The organism is Pseudomonas asiatica, from assembly GCF_009932335.1.
GTDB classification, from domain to species: Bacteria; Pseudomonadota; Gammaproteobacteria; order Pseudomonadales; family Pseudomonadaceae; genus Aquipseudomonas; species Aquipseudomonas asiatica.
Genome location: NZ_BLJF01000002.1, coordinates 227546 through 249480, shown reverse-complemented (window position 1 = coordinate 249480; position 21935 = coordinate 227546). Strand labels below are relative to the sequence as shown.

14 protein-coding genes are annotated in these 21935 nt (G+C 62.1%); 8 read left to right on the top strand and 6 right to left on the bottom strand.

Annotation, left to right across the window (positions count from 1 at the left end):
- Positions 1-221 precede the first annotated feature (221 nt).
- The gene (gene glnE, locus GYA95_RS20500; RefSeq protein WP_015268678.1) at positions 222-3155 is read right to left on the bottom strand and encodes a bifunctional [glutamate--ammonia ligase]-adenylyl-L-tyrosine phosphorylase/[glutamate--ammonia-ligase] adenylyltransferase; all 2934 of its coding nucleotides are present in this window, start codon (positions 3153-3155) and stop codon (positions 222-224) included.
- Between the two features lie 383 nt (positions 3156-3538).
- Between glnE and aceE the strand changes: the two genes are divergently transcribed.
- The 5 genes from aceE (at position 3539) to GYA95_RS20475 (ending at position 12275) form a co-directional block, all read left to right on the top strand.
- Positions 3539-6184, top strand: a complete 2646-nt coding sequence (aceE, locus tag GYA95_RS20495) for a pyruvate dehydrogenase (acetyl-transferring), homodimeric type (RefSeq protein ID WP_003258640.1) — start codon at positions 3539-3541, stop codon at positions 6182-6184.
- Between the two features lie 13 nt (positions 6185-6197).
- Entirely contained in the window at positions 6198-7838 is a 1641-nt protein-coding gene (gene aceF, locus GYA95_RS20490) for a dihydrolipoyllysine-residue acetyltransferase (RefSeq protein ID WP_015268676.1), read from the top strand.
- A 282-nt stretch (positions 7839-8120) separates the two neighbouring features.
- The gene (locus GYA95_RS20485; RefSeq protein ID WP_015268675.1) at positions 8121-10811 is read left to right on the top strand and encodes a putative bifunctional diguanylate cyclase/phosphodiesterase; all 2691 of its coding nucleotides are present in this window, start codon (positions 8121-8123) and stop codon (positions 10809-10811) included.
- Positions 10812-10979: 168 nt separating this feature from the next.
- The gene (gene msrA / locus GYA95_RS20480; RefSeq protein ID WP_003257532.1) at positions 10980-11648 is read left to right on the top strand and encodes a peptide-methionine (S)-S-oxide reductase MsrA; all 669 of its coding nucleotides are present in this window, start codon (positions 10980-10982) and stop codon (positions 11646-11648) included.
- Positions 11649-11651: 3 nt separating this feature from the next.
- A complete protein-coding gene (locus GYA95_RS20475; RefSeq protein WP_015268674.1) occupies positions 11652-12275 on the top strand; it encodes a glutathione S-transferase in 624 nt (207 codons plus the stop codon).
- A gap of 149 nt (positions 12276-12424) precedes the next feature.
- Here the strand turns inward: GYA95_RS20475 and creD are convergent, their stop codons facing one another.
- The 4 genes from creD to rloA2 all read right to left on the bottom strand — a co-directional run bounded on the left by creD (position 12425) and on the right by rloA2 (position 16801).
- Positions 12425-13753: a cell envelope integrity protein CreD gene (gene creD / locus GYA95_RS20470; protein WP_015268673.1), complete on the bottom strand. Its 1329-nt coding sequence runs from the start codon at positions 13751-13753 to the stop codon at positions 12425-12427.
- A 190-nt stretch (positions 13754-13943) separates the two neighbouring features.
- Positions 13944-15380 carry a two-component system sensor histidine kinase CreC gene (gene creC, locus GYA95_RS20465; RefSeq protein WP_015268672.1) on the bottom strand — a complete coding sequence of 479 codons (1437 nt, stop codon included), beginning with the start codon at positions 15378-15380 and terminating at the stop codon, positions 13944-13946.
- Entirely contained in the window at positions 15380-16060 is a 681-nt protein-coding gene (gene creB, locus GYA95_RS20460; RefSeq protein WP_015268671.1) for a two-component system response regulator CreB, read from the bottom strand. The genes creC and creB overlap by 1 nt, the downstream gene beginning before the upstream one ends.
- 240 nt (positions 16061-16300) lie before the next feature.
- A complete protein-coding gene (rloA2, locus tag GYA95_RS20455; RefSeq protein ID WP_015268670.1) occupies positions 16301-16801 on the bottom strand; it encodes a retropepsin-like aspartic peptidase RloA2 in 501 nt (166 codons plus the stop codon).
- Between the two features lie 182 nt (positions 16802-16983).
- On the opposite strand from rloA2, the gene GYA95_RS20450 reads away from it, so the two are divergent.
- Positions 16984-17871 carry an acyltransferase gene (locus tag GYA95_RS20450; RefSeq protein ID WP_015268669.1) on the top strand — a complete coding sequence of 296 codons (888 nt, stop codon included), beginning with the start codon at positions 16984-16986 and terminating at the stop codon, positions 17869-17871.
- Positions 17872-18116: 245 nt separating this feature from the next.
- Entirely contained in the window at positions 18117-19466 is a 1350-nt protein-coding gene (locus tag GYA95_RS20445) for an APC family permease (protein WP_015268668.1), read from the top strand.
- Between the two features lie 214 nt (positions 19467-19680).
- Here the strand turns inward: GYA95_RS20445 and GYA95_RS20440 are convergent, their stop codons facing one another.
- Positions 19681-20262 carry a DUF2780 domain-containing protein gene (locus GYA95_RS20440; protein ID WP_054573678.1) on the bottom strand — a complete coding sequence of 194 codons (582 nt, stop codon included), beginning with the start codon at positions 20260-20262 and terminating at the stop codon, positions 19681-19683.
- A 172-nt stretch (positions 20263-20434) separates the two neighbouring features.
- On the opposite strand from GYA95_RS20440, the gene GYA95_RS20435 reads away from it, so the two are divergent.
- Entirely contained in the window at positions 20435-21439 is a 1005-nt protein-coding gene (locus GYA95_RS20435; protein ID WP_102059505.1) for an RHS repeat-associated core domain-containing protein, read from the top strand.
- Positions 21440-21935: the final 496 nt, after the last annotated feature.

Here is a 21935-nt window from a genome sequence, read left to right as displayed (position 1 = left end):
TAGTCCAGAAACGCTCGGGGAGGCTACAGGCTGCGATACAGCCTGGCCTCCCCTCTTTATATTCAGGCTATGTGGCGGACAGTGTACCACCGGTGGTGAGGCATGAGCCTTTGGGGCTGCTTTGCAGCCCATCGCGACACAAGGCCGCTCCTACAAGGGAATGCGATCTCCTGTAGGAGCGGCCTTGTGTCGCGATGGGCCGCAAAGCGGCCCCAGCAATCTCAAGTCAAACCCAATTCACCCCAGATCCGCCGCACTTCGCGGCGTTCATCGGCAAACTGCGCCGCATCGATAACCCCGGCCTGCTTCTGCAGGGCCTGGCGGTGCGAGGCCGAGCGGAACGCCTTGTACACTTCACGCAACAGCACCGCGTCACTGGCCGGCATCAAACCCGCCTGCTCCAGCTCTTCCAGAATGCGGATGTTATCGGTCCATCGGAGTATGGCCGGGTGGTCGTGGGACCAGGCCAAAGCGGCGTATTGCACCATAAATTCGATATCGACGATACCGCCGGCATCCTGCTTGATATCGAACGGCACACCGGCCTCGAAGGCGTTGGCTGCGGTACCGGCAGCGGTGGCCTTGGTGCCGAGGTTGTCGCGCATCTTGGCGCGCATTTCGCTCACTTCGCTGCGCAGTTTTTCCAGGTCGCGGGCCTGGCCCAACACCTTGGCGCGCACGCCTTCGAATGCCGTGCCCACCTGCTTGCAGCCCACCAGCACCCGGGCCCGCACCAGGGCCTGGTGCTCCCAGGTCCAGGCCTCGTTCTGCTGGTAGCGCTCGAACGCTCCCAGCGAGCTCACCAGCAGGCCCGAGGCACCCGACGGGCGCAGGCGCATGTCCACGTCATACAGCTGGCCCGAGTTGGTCTGGGTGGTCAGCAGGTGAATGATGCGCTGGCCGAGGCGCGTGAAGAACTGCGCACTGTCGATCGGCTTGGCGCCGTCGGTTTCCGCCTGCGGGTCGCCGTCATGGATGAATACCAGGTCCAGGTCCGATCCGTGACCCAGCTCCAGGCCACCTACCTTGCCGTAGCCGATGATGATGAAGCCCGGGTCGCACAGGCTGCCGTCGCTGCGCTTGGGCTGGCCGTGGCGGGCCACGGTCTGGCGCCAGGCCAGGGCCAGTACCTGGTCGAGGATGGCCTCGGCCAGCCAGGTCAGGTAGTCGCTGACTTTCATCAGCGGCAGGTTGCCGCTGATTTCCGAAGCGGCCACGCGCAGGCTGTGGGCCAGCTTGAAGTGGCGCAGCGCCTCCATTTGCTGTTCCAGGTCGTCCTCGGGAATGCGTGTCAGGCGTTCGCGCAGTTCGCTGGCCAGCTCCGGCGCCAGTGGCGGGCTGAACAGGCGGCCTTCGTTAAGTAGCTCGTCGAGCAGCAGCGGGTAGCGGGCAATCTGCTCGGCAATCCACGGGCTGGCGGCGCACAGTGTCAGCAAGCGGCGCAAGGCCCCGGGGTTTTCGGTGAGCAGCACCAGGTAGGCGGAACGCCGTGCCACGGCCTCGACCAGCGGCAGCACGCGCTCGAGCACCAGGTCGGGGTTGTCATGTTCCACAGCCTGGGCCAGCAACCGTGGGATAAAGGCGTCCAGGCGCTCACGGCCAATCCGCTGCATCGAACGCAGCTGCGGGCTGGAGCGCAGCGCGGCCAGGCGCCGCAGGGCTTCGGCAGGCTGCTGGAAACCAGCCTCTTGCAGCTGACGGCCAGCCGCATCTTCATCCTGTGCCTGCTCCCACAGCGGTGACCATTCCCCCCCCACCACCAGCTCGCCCTCGCCGTCTTCATCATCCGGGTCGGCGATCACTTGGCGGAAGTGCCAGTCAATACGGCCACGCCAGTGCGTCAGCTGGTCATGGAAGCTTTGCCAGTCGGCATAGCCAAGCATGTAGGCCACCCGCGCCTGATCGATCTCGTTGTCCGGCAGCATCTGCGTCTGGCGGTCGGCGATGGCCTGGATGGCGTGTTCGGTATAACGCAGGAACTCATAACCCTCGCGCAGCTCGGCGACCACGGCTGGCGGTAGGTAGCCCTGGCCCTCGAGGGTGGCCAGCACTTTAAGCAGCGGCCGCTGTTGCAGGCTGAGGTCGCGCCCGCCGTGGATCAGCTGGAAAGCCTGAGCGATGAATTCCACCTCACGAATCCCCCCGGCACCCAGCTTTATGTTGTCGGCCATGCCCTTGCGCCGCACTTCCTGCTGGATCAGCTGCTTCATGCTGCGCAGCGCTTCGATCGCGGAAAAGTCCAGGTAGCGGCGGTACACGAACGGCCGCAGCATCTCCTGCAACTGTGCCCCGGTCGCCTGGTCGCCGGCCACAACCCGCGCCTTGATCATCGCGTAGCGTTCCCAGTCACGGCCCTGGTCCTGGTAGTACTGCTCCAGGGCATTGAAGCTGAGCACCAGCGCGCCGGCCGAACCATACGGGCGCAGGCGCATGTCGACGCGGAAAACGAAACCGTCGACGGTGACCGGGTCCAGCGCCTTGATCAGGCGCTGGCCCAGGCGGGTGAAGAACTCCTGGTTGTCCAGCGAGCGCTTCACCCCTTCGGTTTCGCCGCCTTCGGGGAAGGCGAAGATCAGGTCGATGTCCGACGACAGGTTCAGCTCCACCGCGCCCAGCTTGCCCATGCCCAGCACCACCATGTGCTGCGGCTGGCCGCTGCGGTTGCCGACAGGCGTGCCGAACTGCTGACAGTGGCGCGGGTACAGCCATTGGTAGGCTTCGTCGATGGCGGCGTCGGCCAGGTCGGACAGGTCGCGGCAGGTTTCGCCCAGCGCGGCCTGGCGGGTGATGTCGCGCCAGACGATGCGCAGCTGTTGGCGGTTGCGCTCGCGGCGCAGGTTGCGCGCCAGCTCCTCCTCGCTTTGCGCCGCCTGGGCGGCTGCAGCGATGTGCCCGCACAGTTCACCCGCGGCGTAACTCCGATCCAGCTCGCCACTGGCCAGCAGGCCGAACAGCATCGCTGGCTCGCGTCGGACCAGGCCGAGCACGAAGTCGCTGGCGGCGGCTACCTGGTCGAACTGTTGCCGGTGCAGAGGGCTCCAGGCCTGGGGGTCGAGTTCCGGGTGGGCAGCCACGGCATCGCTGATGAATTGCTGGTTGCGAGCGACCAGTGGCTGCAGGGAAGCGGGCAGATCGGACGGCAAAGGTAGGCGCATGGTCTATCCTTGATCGGCGTGAAATAGAGGGGAAGAAGCGGCCAAGGGGAAGCCGGACCACGGTTGGACTGTCGTACAAAAGTTGGAAATAGCTGAAAGAAGCGAAAAAATGGCAACAAACATCAAGAATTACCCGTTCGCGACACAATTCCAACCAACATGAACGTTTTTCCTCACAAGCCAACATGCGACGAAACGTCGCACAAATGTAGTTTTACTACTACTCGTGTCGTGTAAAAGCATGAAATGCGAAAGCAAATGTAGTAAAACTACACGGCGCCGGAGGACACCCCGGTAATCCAAGAATTCACGACGTCTGCCCATAAGGCCAGTCGCAATCTCAGGCAATCGATTCTGGTTGCCTTTCCGCCCTGGAGCAAGCCATGCAAGACCTCGATCCAATCGAAACCCAGGAATGGCTGGATGCCCTGGAGTCGGTCCTCGACAAAGAAGGCGAAGACCGCGCTCATTACCTGATGACCCGTATGGGCGAGCTGGCCACCCGTAGTGGCTCCCAGCTGCCGTATGCGATCACCACGCCATACCGCAACACCATCCCTGTCACCCACGAAGCACGCATGCCTGGCGACCTGTTCATGGAACGCCGCATTCGCTCGATGGTGCGTTGGAACGCCCTGGCCATGGTCATGCGTACCAACCTGAAAGACTCGGACCTGGGCGGACACATCTCCAGCTTCGCCTCCAGCGCCACCCTGTACGACATCGGCTTCAACTACTTCTTCCAGGCCCCGACCGAAGAACACGGCGGCGACCTGATCTTCTTCCAGGGCCATGCTTCGCCAGGCATCTACGCCCGTGCGTTCATGGAAGGCCGCATCAGCGAAGACCAGATGAACAACTTCCGTCAGGAAGTGGACGGCAACGGCCTGTCTTCGTACCCGCACCCATGGCTGATGCCTGACTTCTGGCAGTTCCCGACCGTTTCGATGGGTCTGGGCCCGATCCAGGCCATCTACCAGGCACGTTTCATGAAGTACCTGGAAGCCCGTGGCTTCATCCCGGCCGGCAAGCAGAAGGTCTGGTGCTTCATGGGCGACGGCGAGTGCGACGAGCCGGAATCCCTGGGCGCAATCGCGCTGGCCGGCCGCGAGAAGCTGGACAACCTGATCTTCGTCATCAACTGCAACCTGCAGCGCCTCGACGGCCCGGTTCGCGGCAACGGCAAGATCATCCAGGAACTCGAAGGCGTGTTCCGTGGCGGTGGCTGGAACGTCAACAAGGTCGTGTGGGGCCGCTTCTGGGACCCACTGTTCGCCAAGGACACCAACGGTGCCCTGCAGCGCCGCATGGACGAAGTCATCGACGGCGAGTACCAGAACTACAAAGCCAAAGACGGCGCGTACGTTCGTGAGAACTTCTTCAACACCCCAGAGCTCAAGGCCATGGTCGAAGACCTGTCCGACGAAGAGATCTGGAAGCTCAACCGTGGCGGCCACGACCCGTACAAGGTCTACGCGGCGTACCACCAGGCGGTCAACCACAAGGACCAGCCTACCGTCATCCTGGCCAAGACCATCAAGGGTTACGGTACCGGTGCCGGCGAAGCCAAGAACACCGCGCACAACACCAAGAAGGTCGACGTCGACAGCCTGCGTCACTTCCGTGACCGCTTCGACATCCCGGTCAAGGATGCCGACCTGGAGAACCTGCCGTTCTTCAAGCCGGAAGAAGGTTCTGCCGAAGCCAAGTACCTGGCCGAGCGCCGTGCTGCCCTGGGCGGTTTCGTGCCACAGCGCCGCGCCAAGAGCTTCAGCGTACCGACCCCGCCACTGGAAACGCTGAAAGCGATCCTGGACGGCTCGGGTGACCGCGAAATCTCCACCACCATGGCCTTCGTGCGTATTCTGGCGCAGCTGGTCAAGGACAAGGAAATCGGCCAGCGCATCGTCCCGATCATCCCGGACGAAGCCCGTACCTTCGGTATGGAAGGCATGTTCCGCCAGCTGGGCATCTACTCGTCGGTCGGCCAGCTCTACGAGCCAGTCGATAAAGACCAGGTGATGTTCTACCGCGAAGACAAGAAGGGCCAGATCCTCGAGGAAGGCATCAACGAAGCCGGCGCCATGTCGTCGTTCATCGCTGCCGGTACCTCGTACAGCTGCCACAACCAGCCGATGCTGCCGTTCTACATCTTCTACTCGATGTTCGGCTTCCAGCGTATTGGCGACCTGGCCTGGGCCGCTGGCGACAGCCGCACCCGTGGCTTCCTGATCGGCGGTACTGCCGGCCGTACCACCCTCAACGGTGAAGGCCTGCAGCACGAAGACGGTCACAGCCACATGATGGCGGGCACCATCCCGAACTGCCGCACCTATGATCCAACCTACGGCTACGAGCTGGCGGTGATCATCCAGGACGGCATGAAGAAGATGACCGAAGAGCAACAGGACATCTTCTACTACATCACCGTGATGAACGAATCCTACCAGCAGCCAGCCATGCCGGCCGGTGTCGAGGAAGGCATCATCAAGGGCATGTACCTGCTGGAAGAAGACACCCGCGAAGCCGCGCACCACGTACAGCTGATGGGCTCCGGCACCATCCTGCGCGAAGTCCGCGAAGCAGCGAAGATCCTGCGTGAAGAGTTCAACGTCGGTGCCGACGTGTGGAGCGTCACCAGCTTCAACGAACTGCGTCGCGACGGCCTGGCCGTGGAACGCGCCAACCGCCTGAAGCCTGGCCAGAAGCCACAGCAGACCTATGTCGAGCAGTGCCTGAACGGTCGCAAGGGCCCGGTCATCGCCTCCACCGACTACATGAAGCTGTTCGCCGAGCAGATTCGCCAGTGGGTACCGAGCAAAGAGTTCAAGGTCCTGGGTACCGACGGTTACGGTCGCAGCGACAGCCGCAAGAAGCTGCGTCACTTCTTCGAAGTCGACCGCCACTTCGTGGTGCTGGCTGCCCTGGAAGCCCTGGCTGACCGCGGCGAGATCGAACCAAAGGTTGTTGCAGACGCTATCGTCAAGTTCGGTATCGACCCGGACAAGCGCAACCCACTGGACTGCTGAGGAGTATTTTTAAGTGAGCGAACTCATTCGCGTACCTGACATCGGCAGCGGTGAAGGTGAAATCATCGAGCTGTTCGTCAAGGTCGGTGATCGTATCGAGGCTGACCAGAGCCTGCTGACCCTGGAGTCCGACAAGGCCTCCATGGAGATCCCGGCCCCGAAAGCCGGCGTCATCAAGGAACTGAAGGTCAAGCTGGGCGACCGCCTGAAAGAAGGCGACGAGCTGCTGGTCCTGGAAGCCGAGGGCGCCGCTGCAGCGGCCCCTGAGGCTCCGGCCGCCGCTCCGGCCCAGGCTGCTGCGCCGGCTCCGGCCGCCGAAGCCGCCCCTGCCCCAGCTCCGGCAGCAGCCCCGGCTGCCGCCAGCGTGCAGGACATCCACGTGCCGGACATCGGTTCGTCGGGCAAGGCCAAGATCATCGAAGTGCTGGTAAAGGTCGGCGACACCGTCGAAGCCGACCAGTCGCTGATTACCCTGGAGTCCGACAAGGCTTCCATGGAAATCCCGTCGCCGGCTGCCGGCGTGGTCGAAGAAGTCCTTTGCAAGCTGGAAGACGAAGTCGGCACTGGCGACCTGATCTTCAAGCTGAAAGTCGCGGGCGCTGCCCCGGCTGCTGCTCCGGCACCTGCCGCTGCTGCCCCGGCCAAGGCTGAAGCGGCTCCGGCCGCCGCACCTGCCGCTGCAGCCCCGGCTGCTGCCCCTGCACCGGTTGCTACCGCACCGGCTGCCGGTAGCAACGCCAAGGTTCACGCAGGCCCGGCGGTTCGTCAGCTGGCCCGTGAATTCGGCGTCGACCTGGGCGCGGTTGCCGCGACCGGTCCGCACGGCCGCATCCTGAAAGAAGACGTGCAGGTCTACGTCAAGGCGATGATGCAGAAGGCCAAGGAAGCACCGGCAGCCGCTGGCGCAACCGGTGGCGCCGGCATCCCGCCAATCCCTGCCGTGGACTTCAGCAAGTTCGGTGAAGTGGAAGAAGTGGCCCTGACCCGCCTGATGCAGGTCGGTGCTGCCAACCTGCACCGCAGCTGGCTGAACGTGCCGCACGTGACCCAGTTCGACTCCGCCGACATCACCGAGCTGGAAGCCTTCCGCGTTGCGCAGAAGGCCGTGGCCGAGAAGGCTGGCGTTAAGCTGACCGTGCTGCCCCTGCTGCTCAAGGCCTGCGCCTTCCTGCTCAAGGAACTGCCAGACTTCAACAGCTCGCTGGCGCCAAGCGGCAAGGCCATCATCCGCAAGAAGTACGTGCACATCGGCTTTGCCGTGGACACCCCGGACGGCCTGCTGGTCCCTGTGATCAAGAACGTCGACCAGAAGAGCCTGCTGCAACTGGCTGCCGAAGCGGCTGCGCTGGCCGAGAAAGCCCGCACCAAGAAGCTGTCGGCCGACGAGATGCAAGGCGCCTGCTTCACCATCTCCAGCCTCGGCCACATTGGCGGCACCGGCTTCACGCCGATCGTCAACGCGCCGGAAGTGGCGATCCTGGGCGTCTCCAAGGCGACCATGCAGCCAGTCTGGGATGGCAAGGCCTTCCAGCCGAAGCTGATGCTGCCGCTGTCGCTGTCCTACGATCACCGTGTGATCAACGGCGCTGCCGCCGCGCGCTTCACCAAGCGCCTGGGCGACGTGCTGGGCGATATCCGCACCATGCTGCTGTAAGGCAGCCCGCTGCCCCTCCCTGCGAGGGGCAGTATGCTTTTCGAGCTGCCACGCTCGTACCTCAACCCCGTCGATTGGCGGGGCTTTTTTTTGCCTCGCATAAAGCACATTGGGGCCGCAAAGCGGCCCCGGAAATATCAGCCAGACTACAGATTCCCACCCACCAGCCGATAACCCGTCCACAGCATCACGCATGGCTGCTTGCCAGCCCCCGGGACATGATGCAACCTTGCCAGACCTGCCGCCCCCAAAGGCCGCGTTTCCTCTTCAAGCGAGTCTTCGATGAAAAGCCAACCCGATGCCGCCAGCCGTGTGGCGGCCGAGGTCGTCACGCAGTTACCCGTGCCCTCGCGGCTCGGCATGCTGCGCTTCGAAAGGCTCAACGAAGCCACTTGGGCCATGCTCTACCTCGACCCGGCCTGCGAGCGCCAGTTCGGCCTGCACGCTGGCGACCTCTGCGCCCTGGTAGACGCACCCTACGCCAGCCTGATGGAACCCGAGGCCCGCTACCGGCTACACGACGAGATCCAGCTGCAACTGGCCCAGCGCGGGTACTACCGCGTGCGCTACACCTTGCACACGCCAACTGCTTCGCTACGCCTGCTGGAGGCTGGGGAAGCCTACAAGCAGCACAACCGCCATCTGTTGCGCGGCTACCTGAGCGTGCTCGACGACCAGGCCGAAGAAACCAGCGAGGCCGGTGCCAGCGACCTGGAATCGCGCAACAACCGCCTGCAACTAGCCCTGCAACTGAACCAGCGCGCGCAGCAGGAACAACTCGAACACCTGGAACGGGTACGTGGCCAGCAAGACCTGATCCTGCGCCTGGCCCGCCAGCGCTACAGCGCAGGCAACTCTCTGCGGGAAGCCGCCCAGCTGATTACCCAGAGCGCCTGCGAAATCTACAAGGTCGATATTGCGAGTATCTGGCACCTTGAAGACCAGCGCCTGGAGCCGATCATCGCCTGGTACCGGGACGCGCAAGAACACCGCCAGCCCGAAGCCATCGATGCCAGCCGCTTCCCCGACTACCTTGACGCGTTGCACGCCAGCCGCGCCATCGACGCCCACAATGCCGGCCACGACCCGCGGACCCGAGCCCTGACACAAAGCCTGTGCCCGGATAACAAGGCCATGCTCGATGCCAGTATCCGTGTCGATGGCCAGGTCGTCGGCGTGCTGTGCCTGGAGCAGACCGGCCAGACACGGGCCTGGCAGTCGGACGAAATCGCTTTTGCCGGCGAACTGGCCGACCAGTTCGCCCAGGTCATCACCAACCACAACCGGCGCACCGCCGCCAGCGCCCTGCACCTGTTCCAGCGCGCAGTCGAGCAAAGCGCCAGCGCCTTCCTGCTGGTCAACCGCGACGGTGTGGTGGAATACGTCAACCCCAGCTTTACTGCCATCACCCAGTACAGCACCGAAGAAGTGCAAGGCCGCCACCTGGCTGAGCTGCCAGCGCTGGAGAACCTGAGCGAGCTGCTGTTCGACTCTCCGTCGAGCCTGGCCATGGGTAACAGCTGGCAGGGCGAGTTCAAGAGCCGGCGCAAGAACCTCGAACCCTACTGGGGCCAGCTTTCGATTTCCAAGGTATATGGCGACAACCGTGAGCTGACCCACTACATCGGCATCTACGAAGACGTCACCCAGACCAAGCTGGCCCAGCAGCGCATCGAGCGCCTGGCCTATACCGACAACCTGACCAACCTGGGCAACCGCCCGGCGTTCATTCGCAGCCTGGACGAGCGCTTTGCCCGTGATGGCGAATACTCGATGTGTCTGCTGCTGGTGGACATCGACAACTTCAAGCGCATCAACGACAGCCTCGGCCACCAGACCGGCGACAAGCTGCTGATCAGCCTGGCCCGGCGCCTGCGCAACAGCCTGCACTCGGGCGGTATCCTGGCGCGCTTTGCCAGTAACGAGTTCGCGGTACTGCTCGACGATACAAGCCTTGAAGATGGCCAGGGGGTCGCCCAGCAATTGCTGCGCACCCTCGACAAACCGATGTTCGTCGACAACCAGCTGATCAACGTCACCGCCTCGGTGGGCCTGGCCTGCGCGCCACTGCATGGCGCCGACCCGGCCAGCCTGATGAAGAACGCCGGCCTGGCGCTGCACAAGGCCAAGGCCAACGGCAAGCATCAGGTGCAGGTGTTTACCGAAGTGCTCAATGCCGAAGCCAGCTACAAGCTGTTCGTCGAGAACAACCTCCGTCGTGCCCTGACCCAGAACGAGCTGGAGGTGTTCTACCAGCCCAAGCTGTGCCTGCGCAGCGGCCGCCTGTTGGGGCTGGAAGCGCTGCTGCGCTGGAACCACCCTGAGCGCGGGATGATCCGCCCGGACCAGTTCATCAGCGTGGCGGAAGAAACCGGCCTGATCATCCCCATCGGCAAATGGGTGGTGCGCCAGTCGTGCCGCATGAGCCAGCAACTGCGCGAAGCCGGCATGGGCAACCTGCATGTGGCCATCAACCTGTCCCCCAAGCAGTTCTCCGACCCGGACCTGGTGGCATCGATCAGCACGATCCTAGAGGAAGAAGCCCTGCCCCCGCACCTGCTGGAGCTGGAGCTGACCGAAGGCCTGCTGCTGGAAGCCACAGAAGATACCCACCGCCAGCTGGATGAACTGAAGGCCCTGGGCCTGACCCTGGCCATGGACGATTTCGGCACCGGTTATTCGTCGCTGAGCTACCTGAAGAAGTTTCCGATCGACATCCTCAAGATCGACCGCAGCTTCATCAACGAGATCCCGGACAACCAGGACGACATGGAAATCACCTCGGCGGTGGTAGCCATGGCTCACAACCTCAAGCTGAAGGTGGTAGCCGAGGGTATCGAGACGCCGGAGCAGCTGGCGTTCCTGCGCCGGCACCGCTGCGACGTGGGCCAGGGCTACCTGTTCGACCGGCCGATTCCGGGGCGCGAGCTGGCTGAACGGCTGAAGCGCTATCCGCGTGGCCCAGTGGCCTGACAGCCGCGCAAACCTCGGGCACTATAGAACCCATTCGGGCCCTATCGCCGGCAAGCCAGCTCCCACAGGGACCGCTCATATCTCAAAATCTGTGATATCCCTGTGGGAGCTGGCTTGCCGGCGATGGCCCCACCACCTATCCAACTGAATAAACACAGAGGAACGGCCATGGTCCTGCGTTCGGAAATCCTGGTGAACAAAAACGTCATGCCAACCGCGGAACAGGCCCTGCCTGGCCGCGAAACGCCAATGAGCCTGCCCGAGTTCCACTACGTGTTCAAAGACACGCCGCTGCTCGGCCCTTTCTTCGAAGGCGCCATCGACTTCGCCATCTTCGGCCTCGGTTGCTTCTGGGGCGCCGAGCGTCGCTTCTGGCAACGTGAAGGCGTAGTAAGCACCGTGGTCGGCTACGCAGGCGGCTTCACCCCCCACCCCACTTACGAAGAAGTCTGCTCGGGCCTGACCGGCCACACCGAAGTGGTGCTGGTGGTGTTCGACAAGGACAGAGTCAGCTACCGCGAGCTGCTGGCGATGTTCTGGGAGCTGCACAACCCGACCCAGGGCATGCGCCAGGGCAACGACATCGGCACCCAGTACCGCTCGGCCATCTACTGCACCAGCCCTGAACAGCTGGAACAGGCCAAGGCCAGCCGCGACGCCTTCCAGGCCGAACTGAGCAAGGCCGGCTTCGGTGAGATCACCACCGAAATCGACCAGGCACCGACCGTGTACTTCGCCGAGGCCTACCACCAGCAGTACCTGGCCAAGAACCCGGACGGCTACTGCGGTATCGGCGGTACCGGCGTGTGCCTGCCACCGAGCCTGCAGGGTAACTGAAGCATGAGCACGATGACTCTGTTCCACTCGCCGTTGTCGCCTTTCGTGCGCAAGGTCATGGTGGTGTTGCACGAGACCGGCCAACTTGAGCGCGTGCAGCTGCAGCCGGTGAACATCAGCCCGGTCAGCGGCGACCCACAGCTCAACCAGGACAACCCGATCGGCAAGATCCCGGCCCTGCGCCTGGAAGACGGCACCGTTCTGCATGACAGCCGGGTGATCTGCGAGTACCTCGACCTGCAGCACGTCGGCCTGCCGCTGCTGCCGCGCGAAGGCTCGGCACGCTGGCGGCGCATGACGCTGGTGTCGCAGGCCGATGCCATCATGGATGCGGCGGTATCGAGCCGCTACGAGAGTTTCCTGCGCCCTGAAGACAAGCGCTGGGATGGTTGGCTGCAGGCACAGGGCGACAAGATCCGCCGTAGCCTGGCCAATCTGGAGCAGGAGCATTTGCCCGAGTTGATGTCCGGGTTCGACCTGGCAGCGATTGGCGTGGCCTGTGCGCTGGGGTATCTGGATTTGCGCCAGCCCGAGTTTGGCTGGCGTGAACACCAGCCTGGATTGGCGGCGTGGTATGCCGAGGTGGCCAAGCGGCCGTCGATGGTGGCAACAGCACCGGCAGCCTGACAGGCCCATTCGCAGCACAAGGCTGCTCCTACAGGCACTCGTGCTCCCCTGTAGGAGCAGCCTTGTGCTGCGAATGCCTCACCTCGGTATCACAGGAAACAACTGCCCGATCCTGAGGGCTAACCACCGCCCGATCTCTCTGTCCTCCCTCATGCCACCCTCCCCACCCGGGCCCAATCCAGCCGCCGGGTCAGCACCATGAATACCCCCAGCAGGCCAAAGCACAGCAACGAGCCCATCAACAGCGCATAGTCCTCGGCACTCAGCAGCCCGTACAGCAGCGCATACAACGCCGCCAACCCCACCGCAAAGCCCACCCCACGCCCCAGGCTGCGCAGCACATGGCTCAGGTAGAAGCCGATCAGCAGCACACACGCCGAAGCTGACAACCCATACGCCAAACCAAAGCCGATGTGCTCGGACAACGACAGCAACAGCAGGTAGAAGAAAGCCAGCGCCACCCCCACCAGGATGTACTGCACCGGGTGTACGCTGAGGTTCTTAAGCACTTCGAACAGGAAGAAGCCGGCGAAGGTCAGGGCGATGAACAGCAAGGCGTACTTGATCGCCCGCTCGCTCTTCAGGTACTGGTCCACCGGGTCGACGAAGCTGACACCGAAGCTGCGCTCGCTGAAGTCCGCACACTGCCCGGCGGTAGCGCACTGGCGCAGGGCGTCTTCGAGGTTGGTGGCAAAGAACGAGGTCTGCCAGTGGGCACTGAAGCCTTGGGCGTCGATATCGCGGCGACTGGGCAGGTAGTTGCCGACGAAGCTCGGGTGCGGCCAGTTGGCACGCAGGTCCACGGCACTGGTGCGGCCCACCGGCACTACGTGCAGCTGGCCGGTGCCTTGCAGTGCGAGATCGAAACCATAGCTGAATTCACGCGCCTGCAAGCCGTCCAGCCCCGGCAGGCTGGCGTGCACGCCGCCGCGCATCCAGTCGAGCCGGGTACCGGCTTCGAACGGTACTTTCTGCTCGCCGATGCTCAGCTCAAGGCCGTTCTCGATGCCGCGGATATCGCTGATGCCCACCACCAGGAACGGCTTGTCGAAGCGGTAGTCGTCGAAGTCCTTGTCGATGCCCCAGCGTTCCGGGAGCTTGAAGCGGCCACTGATACGGCCCTTGGCGTGGAACAGCCGGGCCTGGTAGATGCCACGGGCGCGCAGTTCGGTGTCCACGCCCAGGTCGGCGTCGAAGGTTTCCGGCAGGAAGTACAGGTGACCGGCAATGGTGCTGGTTTCTTGCGTGCGCTCGCCGTCCTTTTCGATCCAGCGGCGCTGGTACTTGCGGTAGGGCACCACCAGCAGCGGGCCGCTGAGTTGCTGGTCGAAGCTAGCGCTCTGGGCGATATCGCGCAGCACAGTGTCGCGCAGGGCCTGGCGTTCACCGATCAGGCCGCTGATCAGCAGTAGCGGGACGAGCAGCAGCAAGATCAATACGGCGATCATGCCGAGTTTGAAACCGAGGGTCTTGTTCATGGGGCCTCCTGTGGCAGTGGGCGCAGTGTCTGCGCCTTGCGTGGAGGCCTCGGGGAGATGGTGTGGAGATTGTGTGTTTTTGGGGCCGCTTTGCGGCCCATCGCGACACAAGGCCGCTCCTACAGGAGGACGCGCGCTCTTGTAGGAGCGGCCTTGTGTCGCGATGGGCTGCGCAGCAGCCCCGGCAATGTCAGCTGATACGCCGCACCGGCAGCCACAACCTCACCCGCACCCCACCATCGACGTTATCCACCGCCAACGCCCCGCCATGCAGCTGCATCACCTCGGCCACGAAATTCAGCCCCAGCCCGGTACTCTTGCGCCCACTCCCCGGCCGCGGCAGCGAGTAGAACCGCTCGCTCACCCGCCCAATGGCATAGGCAGGTATCGCCTGCCCCTGGTTGAACACACTCAGCGCCACCCGCTCGCCATCGCGCTCCAGGTCGAACAGCAGCGCGCCGCCCTCCGGGGTGAAGTCCAACGCGTTGTCGAGCAGGTTGGCCAGCGCCTGGCGCATCAGAAACGGGTCACACAACAGGCGCAAACCAGCCGGCACCCGCTGACGCACCTGCAAATCGGCACCTTCGATACGCGCCGCATGGGCCAACAGCAACTCGTCCACCAATGCCGCCAGCGCCACCTGCTGCTCATCCTCCAGCGCCTGCATCTGCTCGACCCGGGCCAGGTTGAGCAGGCGTTCGATCATCTGCTGCAAACGCTCGCTCTCGCGCTCGATGTTGCCGGCAAAGCGCGCCCGCTGGTCAGCCGGCATGTCATCGCCCTGCAACAGCTCGGAAGCGCCACGAATGGCCGCCAGCGGGCTTTTCAGCTCGTGTGTCAGGGTATGCACATACCGCTCGACATAAGCCTTGCCTTCCAGTTGGGTGCGCATGTGCTCGACCGCCTGGGCCAGGTGAGCCAGTTCACCACCCTTGTAATGCGGCAGGGCGGCGCGCTCGCCCTCGCTGACCGCCTGAGCGTAGCGGGCCAGCCGGCGCAGCGAGCGCGCCAGCCACCACGACAACGCGGCACCGATCAGCAGGCCCAGGCCGATCAGCCCCAGCCCCAAGGTGAGCAAGCGCCGTTCTGAGCGGTCGATGTACGGTTGCAGCGAGCTGTTGGGCTTGGCCACGGTGACCACGCCGATGATCTTGCCATCGTCGATGATCGGCGCGCCTACATGCATCACCGAGGTGCTTTCATCTTCGGGGTCGCTGCGGGTGGAACGGGCGCCATACTGGCCACGTAGGGTCAGGTACACGTCATTCCACTTCGAGTAGTCCTTGCCCAGGTCCTCGCCGCTGGAGTCCAGCAGTACGGTGCCCTTGGCATCGGTGACGTAGATGCGGTGGCTGACCTGGTTCTTGGCCAGCCCCCAGATCTGCGCACCCGGGCTGCGCGAGCCGTAGGCCTTGAGCACTTCGGGCAAGCGGCTCTGGTTCAGGGTGCCGGCCTTGACGTCATCGTGCAGGATCTCGGCCAGCAGGTTGGCGGTGTCCACCAGCGTTTCTTCCGAGGACTGTCGCACTACCGGACGGATCTGTTCACGCACCGTGTTGAGCAGAAAGTAGCCCGCCAGCCCGACGAACAGGAAGTACACCAGGAAGATCCGGATGCCCAGGCGCATCAAGCATGGTCCGGGCTGTAGCTGTAGCCGAGGCCACGGTGGGTCTGGATCGGTTCGGCGTCGCTGGCCACCTGGCGCAGCTTGGCGCGCAGGCTCTTGATATGGCTGTCGATGGTGCGCTCGTAGCCAACGTCAGAGGCCACGCCCACGGCGTCCAGCAGCTGTTCGCGGCTGAATACCCGGTGCGGTTGCTCGAGCAGGCATTGCAGCAGGCGGAATTCGTGGCGGGTAAGGGGGAGTGGCTGGCCGCGGTAGGTGATCTGCATGCGCAAGGTGTCGAGCTGGAACAGCGCGGTCTCGACAGCTGGCTCGACCCTGGGGCCCATGCGCTTGAGGATCGCCCGTACTCGCGCCGCCACTTCACGCGGGCTGAAGGGTTTGACCACATAATCGTCTGCGCCGATTTCCAGTCCCACCACCCGGTCGATTTCGCCGTCGCGGGCGCTGAGGAACATTACCGGTACTTCGCTGAAGCGGCGCAGCTGACGGCAGGTTTCGAAGCCACTGATATCGGGCAGGCCGATATCGAGGATGACCAGGTCGGCCGGGCGCTGGCGCTGCTGGTCGAGGGCGGCGCTGCCCAGGGTTACCCATTCGGTGCTATGGCCGTCGGCCTGCAGGGCATAGACCAAGGTGTCGGCGATGGCGGCTTCGTCTTCGACGATGAGGATGTGGGGCATGGCGTCCGGGCCTGTGCAGATATCTATGGCGACGCACTATTGTGTAGGAGCGGCCTTGTGTCGCGAAAGGGCCGCAGAGCGGCCCCGGCGATTTCTGCATCAGCGCTGAGATCGTGGGGCCGCTATGCGCCCCATCGCAGGCAAGCCAGCTCCCACAGGTACCGCGCAGCCCACAAGGACACGCGCCATCCCTGTGGGAGCGGGCGTGCCCGCGAAGAGGCCGGTACAGGTGGCTTGCGATCAGCAGCCTGGCTTGCCAGCGGTGAACTTCTTGGCCGGATTGACCGCCGCCTTGAACTCGCGCAAAGCCTTGGAACCCACCAGCAGCGGGTAGTTGAAGCTGCTGCGGTCCACCAGGTTGACCTCGACGGTGCGCTTCACGTCCCCCAGGCACAGCTCCAGGTCGACCACCGGGCGCTTGGAGATTTCCGGCGCATCGCCTTCCTCCTCTTCATCGGCACGGCCCTTGATCTTGCTGATGCGCGAGACCTTGTGCTCGTACACCTTGCCGTCCGAGTCCTTGGTGGCCAGGCGGAAGCGCACCCACTCGTCGCCATCACGGGTGAACAGCTCGATATCCTTGGCCGACAGCGACGCGGTGAAGGCACCGGTATCCATCTTGGCTTTCAGGGTTTCGCCCAGTTCGGGCAGGGCTATGTTCTCGTAACGGCCATAGATTGTGGGCTCGGCGGCCATGACCGGCAGCGCCAACAACGACAACAGGGCAAGCAGAGGTTTCACAGGCAAGCTTCCTTGAGGAGGGTCAGTGCTTAGACTGCACTGGCAGGATAGGTTCGCTGTCACAAGCCTATCCAACATAATGTGAAACATTTGTCCTCGCCGCAGGGCACTGGAAATTTGGCGTAGGGCACGGCCCTGCTTATCATTGCCAACCGTTTATCTCCTACAACAAGAGTCTCTTTATGCGTCGCCTGCTGACCGGCATCCTCACTACCACCCTGCTGCTGCTCAACACCCTGGTGTTGATCTGCCCGCTGCTGGTCTTCGCCCTGCTCAAACTGGTGCTTCCGGGGCGTGGGCGTGACTATGCTTCCTGGGCGGTGATGTGGGTGGCCGAGACCTGGTCGGAGATCGACAAGGCCATCTTTGCCCTGTGCATTCCTACCCAGTGGGATATCCGCGGCGTCGAGAACCTGCGCAAGGACACTTCGTACCTGGCCGTCAGCAACCACCAGACCTGGGTCGATATCCCGGCGCTGATCGAGAGCCTCAACCGCCGTACACCGTTCTTCAAGTTCTTCCTGAAGAAGGAGCTGATCTGGGTACCACTGCTGGGCCTGGCCTGGTGGGGGCTGGATTACCCGTTCATGAAGCGCTACAGCAAGGCCTTCCTGGAGAAGCACCCCGAGCTGAAAGGCAAGGACCTGGAAATCACCAAGGCTGCCTGTGAACTGTTCAAGCGCCAGCCGGTGACCGTGGTGAACTACCTGGAAGGCACCCGCTTCACCGAAGCCAAGCGTCAGCAGCAGCAATCGCCGTATCGCTACCTGCTCAAGCCCAAGGCTGGTGGCGTGGCGTTCGTGCTGGCGGCATTGGGCGAGCAGCTGGATGCCTTGCTGGACGTGACCATCGTCTACCCCGGCAACAAGGCGCCGGGTTTCTGGGATTTGCTCAATGGCAGCATCAGCCGGGTGATTATCGACATTCGTGTACGTGAACTGGACCCGATGCTGTGGTCAGGGGATTACGAGAATGATGCTGAGTTCAGGCAGACCGTGCAGGCCTGGGTGAACCAGTTGTGGGTAGAGAAGGACTTGCGGATCGAGCAGCTGCGGGTGGAGATGGGCTGAGATTTCCATTGCCTGACCAGGCCTCTTCGCGGGTAAACCCGCTCCCACAAGTACTGCGCAATACTCAAGACCTGTGAGCCCCCTGTAGGAGCGGGTTTACCCGCGAAGAGGCCGGTACAGGCATTAAAAGAATCCGATTAAAAACCTGGCTAATAATCAGCATTAGGATTACTTCTTTGTCACACCCCACCTAAGTGGATAAAAATCGACCAAAGCACAACTACAAAAAAGCTCTGGATCGAACGATGGCCAACCCACCCAGCTCCCCCCCCGTCCAGCTCCGCCGTGTCCTCGGCCTGCCCGCCCTGGTGTTCTTCGGCCTGGTGTACATGGTCCCGCTGACCATCTTCACCACCTACGGCATCGTCACCGAACTTACTGGTGGCCGCACGGCCGGCGCCTATATCGTCACCCTGGTGGCCATGCTGTTCACCGCCACCTCCTACAGTTTCATGGTCAAACGCTTCCCGGTCGCGGGCTCGGCGTACTCCTACACCAACATGGCCTTCGGCCCGAACGTTGGCTTCCTGGCCGGCTGGTCGCTGCTGCTCGACTACCTGTTCCTGCCGATGATCAACTACCTGCTGATCGGCTTGTTCCTGAACATCGCCTTTCCGGCCATCCCCGCGTGGTCGATCGCGCTGGCCTCTATCGCCCTGGTCACGGTGCTCAACGTGGTCGGTATTCACTCTGTGGCCAAGACCAGCAACCTGATCGTCGGTGCACAGATCGTCTTCATCGTGGTGTTCGTCGCCCTGTCCTGCCAGTCCCTGGCCGGCCAACCGCTCGACCTGCTTTCACCACTGCTGGGCGACGGTTCGCAGCCGGGCTTCGGCGCGCTGATGGCTGGTGCGGCGGTGCTGTGCCTGTCGTTCCTCGGTTTTGACGCTGTCTCGACCTTGGCCGAAGAATGCCGCGATGCCCGCCGCGATGTGCCACGGGCAATCATCCTCACCACCCTGTTCGCCGGCGTGCTGTTCACCGTGCTGGCCTATGTCAGCCAACTGGTACTACCCGGCACCACCTTTGCCAATGCCGATGCGGCGGCCAACGAGGTGATGTTCAAGGCGGGCGGGCAGTTCCTGGCCAACTTCTTCACTGCGGCCTATGTGGCTGGCAGCTTGGGCTCGGCGCTGGCCTCGCAGGCGGCTGTGTCGCGCATTCTATTCACCATGGGTCGTGACAAGGTGCTGCCGCAGCGAACGTTCGGCTACCTGTCACCGCGCTTTGGCACGCCGGTGTTCGCCATTCTGCTGGTTTCGGCGTTCTCGTTGCTGGCGTTGGTGATCGACCTGGCGACCCTTGCCTCGCTGATCAGCTTTGGTGCGCTGGTGGCGTTTTCGGCGGTGAACCTGGCGGTGGTGAAGACCCACCTGGTGGACGATGCCTCGCAGCGCAGCCTCAAAGGGCTGCTGAGCTATGGCCTGGTGCCGCTGGTGGGGTTGGGGTTGACACTGTGGCTGTGGACCAGCCTGTCGGCGCTTACCTTGGTGATTGGCCTGTGCTGGTTTGCGCTGGGTCTTGCGTACCTGGCAGTACTGACCGCCGGCTTCCGCCGCCCGGTACGCCTGGTAGACTTTACGGAAGCGACCTGACAGGACGCGATTCCGTGTTTGCGGGATACACCATTCTCATGGCCTGCGCTGGCCTTTGTAGGAGCGGCCTTGTGTCGCGAAGGGCCGCAAAGCGGCCCCAGGATTTCAGCGTCACCACACAGATTGCCGGGGCCGCTTCGCGCCTCTTTCGCGACGCAAGGCCGCTCCTACAGGTACAGCGTAAGCCTTCAAGGCTGTGATGCTGGCAAAACCCTCAGACCGAAGGTCGAGTCAATGGAGCAGGAGTGGTCCACAAACTCCCCAGGTTCTGCAACAACGACCCAGCAATCCCCTGCTGCCCCAGGTACTGCAGCAGCAACGGCGCAAACTGCCCGATCATCCCGGTATCCATCCCCAGCGCCTTGAACGCATTGTCCAGGTCGCTGCGGTTTTCCACATTGTTGCCCAGCGCATTGCTCAAAGCCGACTGGCTCTCGCTGTTCTTGCCCAGCAACTCACCCAGGCCACTCAAGCCACCCAGTGCATTGGCCCCGGCAAGCAGGTCCAGCCCTGGCACGGCCTTGGTCAATTGGCCGTAGTCGTCGCTGCTCAGGTTGTTGCGCGCCAGCCCAAGCATGGCCCCAGCACCACCCACGGCTTGCTCCGGGGTGATATTCAATTGGCTGCCCAAGGTATTGAGCAGGTTTGCCTGCGCCTCGGGTGCCTGCACCTGGCCTTGCTGGCTATGATTCTGGTTCTGCATGGCCGACACGGCGTTGGCGGCGTCGCTGAGGTTGAAGGCAAACACCGGGCTTGCGGCCAGGGTCATCAGGGTTGCCAGGGTGAATGCTTTCATCGGGGGGGGACCTCGTGGGCCGGGATGGCGTGGGAAACGAGGGGTTTGACTCATGGTTTTGGGGTTTGTTCCAGCCGTTCGTTACCTAGCAGAATTGCTAGTTGTCACCACCTAAACATGGCGCGCAATGTAAAGCGCCATCGCAAAATCGCAAGCGCCCAGGAAGAAATTTATGATGGACAACACCGGAAATAGAAGAGAATTGGTTTCAACATCAATCAGCCCGCACTCCCAAAAGGTCTCAGATAGAAGCACCATGACCTTCTATAAAAATGGCAAACTTACTACCGAGATATCTGCGCAAGGCTATTGTCATGTTTTCGGGGCGCAAGCCACCCATATGGCTCAGTTTGACCAGACTCAGGAGCCTAACTTTTTTAGAGTCGATGAAGCCAATACAGTCCTTGGCATGCGGAGTGACTCAATGTCGTACTCCCCCTATGGCTATCTAAATATTGAAAAAATGGCAGCACTGCTCGGATTCAATGGGCAGCGGCGAGACCTTTTGACTCAAGGATATCTACTGGGCAATGGGCACCGACTATACATCACATGCCTGATGCGGTTCGGCAGTCCGGACACGTTCAGCCCCTTCGACAGAGGAGGTGTGAATGCTTACGCTTACTGCCAGAACGACCCTATCAATAAAGTAGACCCCTCGGGGAACATTCCCCATTATTTACGTAGCGTTGCCAAGTGGATCGGTAATATTACGGGATTGAGAAAGCCTTCATCCAACCCAGGGGGTACCTTAAGCATCATCAATGAACCAGGTGTACGAGATAAGATATTCAGTCAACTTCCAGCAAAAGACCTGGGGAACCTTGCCTCCACATCAAAGGCATTCCACTTGGAGATTGGGGAATTATCCATAAAAAATGTCAAAAAACTAGATGCAAACTTAGTACCTGCGGCAATCCAAGGAAAAGTTGAGGGCATTCTTCCAATTGACACAAAACGTAAGCGCGCCCTTCATAATAGTGTCATACAGAAAATTGAAAATTTACCTATACAACAACTGGAAAACAGCGACGCATTTGCTGACCTGCACCCAGGAGCCGCACTCTTACGTATAAATAGAAATAACCAAAAAATGCTAAACTTTCCCCATGAATCCGGAGTTCCCATAATCGATCCAGTAAGTGGCAGGCGAAATGCCATTCGCTTAAACCGCTAGCTACAAATACCACTCCCATAGGTAGTACATAACGCCTTTGTGTCTATATTTGTACTACAACGCCCCAAAAACCCCTCACCTCCTGAGGAGCTGTCATTTTCAAGACGCACGGAACATACTCCCAACTTCCTCCAAGCCATTGTGGTGTTCAGGGTTGCGTCCTGGTCTCGGGCGGTCGCTGCACATCAGCGATCGGCTTTGACAGGCCGACTCAAATTAAAAGCTATGCCCTGCCTTTCATGGCGGCTGTGCGTGGGGCACCTTCGGGTGCGCCGGGCCCCTCAATTTGACCGGTCTGTCAACCCATTGCACAACTGCCGCCCTTTGTTTGACAGCAAATGGCGGCGGCTTCATCGCAAATTGAGGGTTACACCATGCTGAAAACTGTTTCTGATCCGCCCCATAATCCCCACTCCCTTGAAGGCGGCATCCTCCATACCATGGAGTACGCCTAGTGATGATCGCCGACGGGCATATTCAAACCTTCAGCAGACAC

Bases quoted from the DNA above. Each gene is read 5' to 3' on its own strand.
- aceE (WP_003258640.1), top strand. From the start codon at position 3,539: ATGCAAGACCTCGATCCAATCGAAACCCAGGAATGGCTGGATGCCCTG.
- GYA95_RS20440 (WP_054573678.1), bottom strand. From the start codon at position 20,262: ATGAAAGCATTCACCCTGGCAACCCTGATGACCCTGGCCGCAAGCCCG.
- creB (WP_015268671.1), bottom strand. From the start codon at position 16,060: ATGCCCCACATCCTCATCGTCGAAGACGAAGCCGCCATCGCCGACACC.
- creC (WP_015268672.1), bottom strand. From the start codon at position 15,380: ATGCGCCTGGGCATCCGGATCTTCCTGGTGTACTTCCTGTTCGTCGGG.
- creD (WP_015268673.1), bottom strand. From the start codon at position 13,753: ATGAACAAGACCCTCGGTTTCAAACTCGGCATGATCGCCGTATTGATC.
- GYA95_RS20475 (WP_015268674.1), top strand. From the start codon at position 11,652: ATGAGCACGATGACTCTGTTCCACTCGCCGTTGTCGCCTTTCGTGCGC.
- GYA95_RS20450 (WP_015268669.1), top strand. From the start codon at position 16,984: ATGCGTCGCCTGCTGACCGGCATCCTCACTACCACCCTGCTGCTGCTC.
- GYA95_RS20445 (WP_015268668.1), top strand. From the start codon at position 18,117: ATGGCCAACCCACCCAGCTCCCCCCCCGTCCAGCTCCGCCGTGTCCTC.
- GYA95_RS20485 (WP_015268675.1), top strand. From the start codon at position 8,121: ATGAAAAGCCAACCCGATGCCGCCAGCCGTGTGGCGGCCGAGGTCGTC.
- GYA95_RS20435 (WP_102059505.1), top strand. From the start codon at position 20,435: ATGATGGACAACACCGGAAATAGAAGAGAATTGGTTTCAACATCAATC.
- glnE (WP_015268678.1), bottom strand. From the start codon at position 3,155: ATGCGCCTACCTTTGCCGTCCGATCTGCCCGCTTCCCTGCAGCCACTG.
- msrA (WP_003257532.1), top strand. From the start codon at position 10,980: ATGGTCCTGCGTTCGGAAATCCTGGTGAACAAAAACGTCATGCCAACC.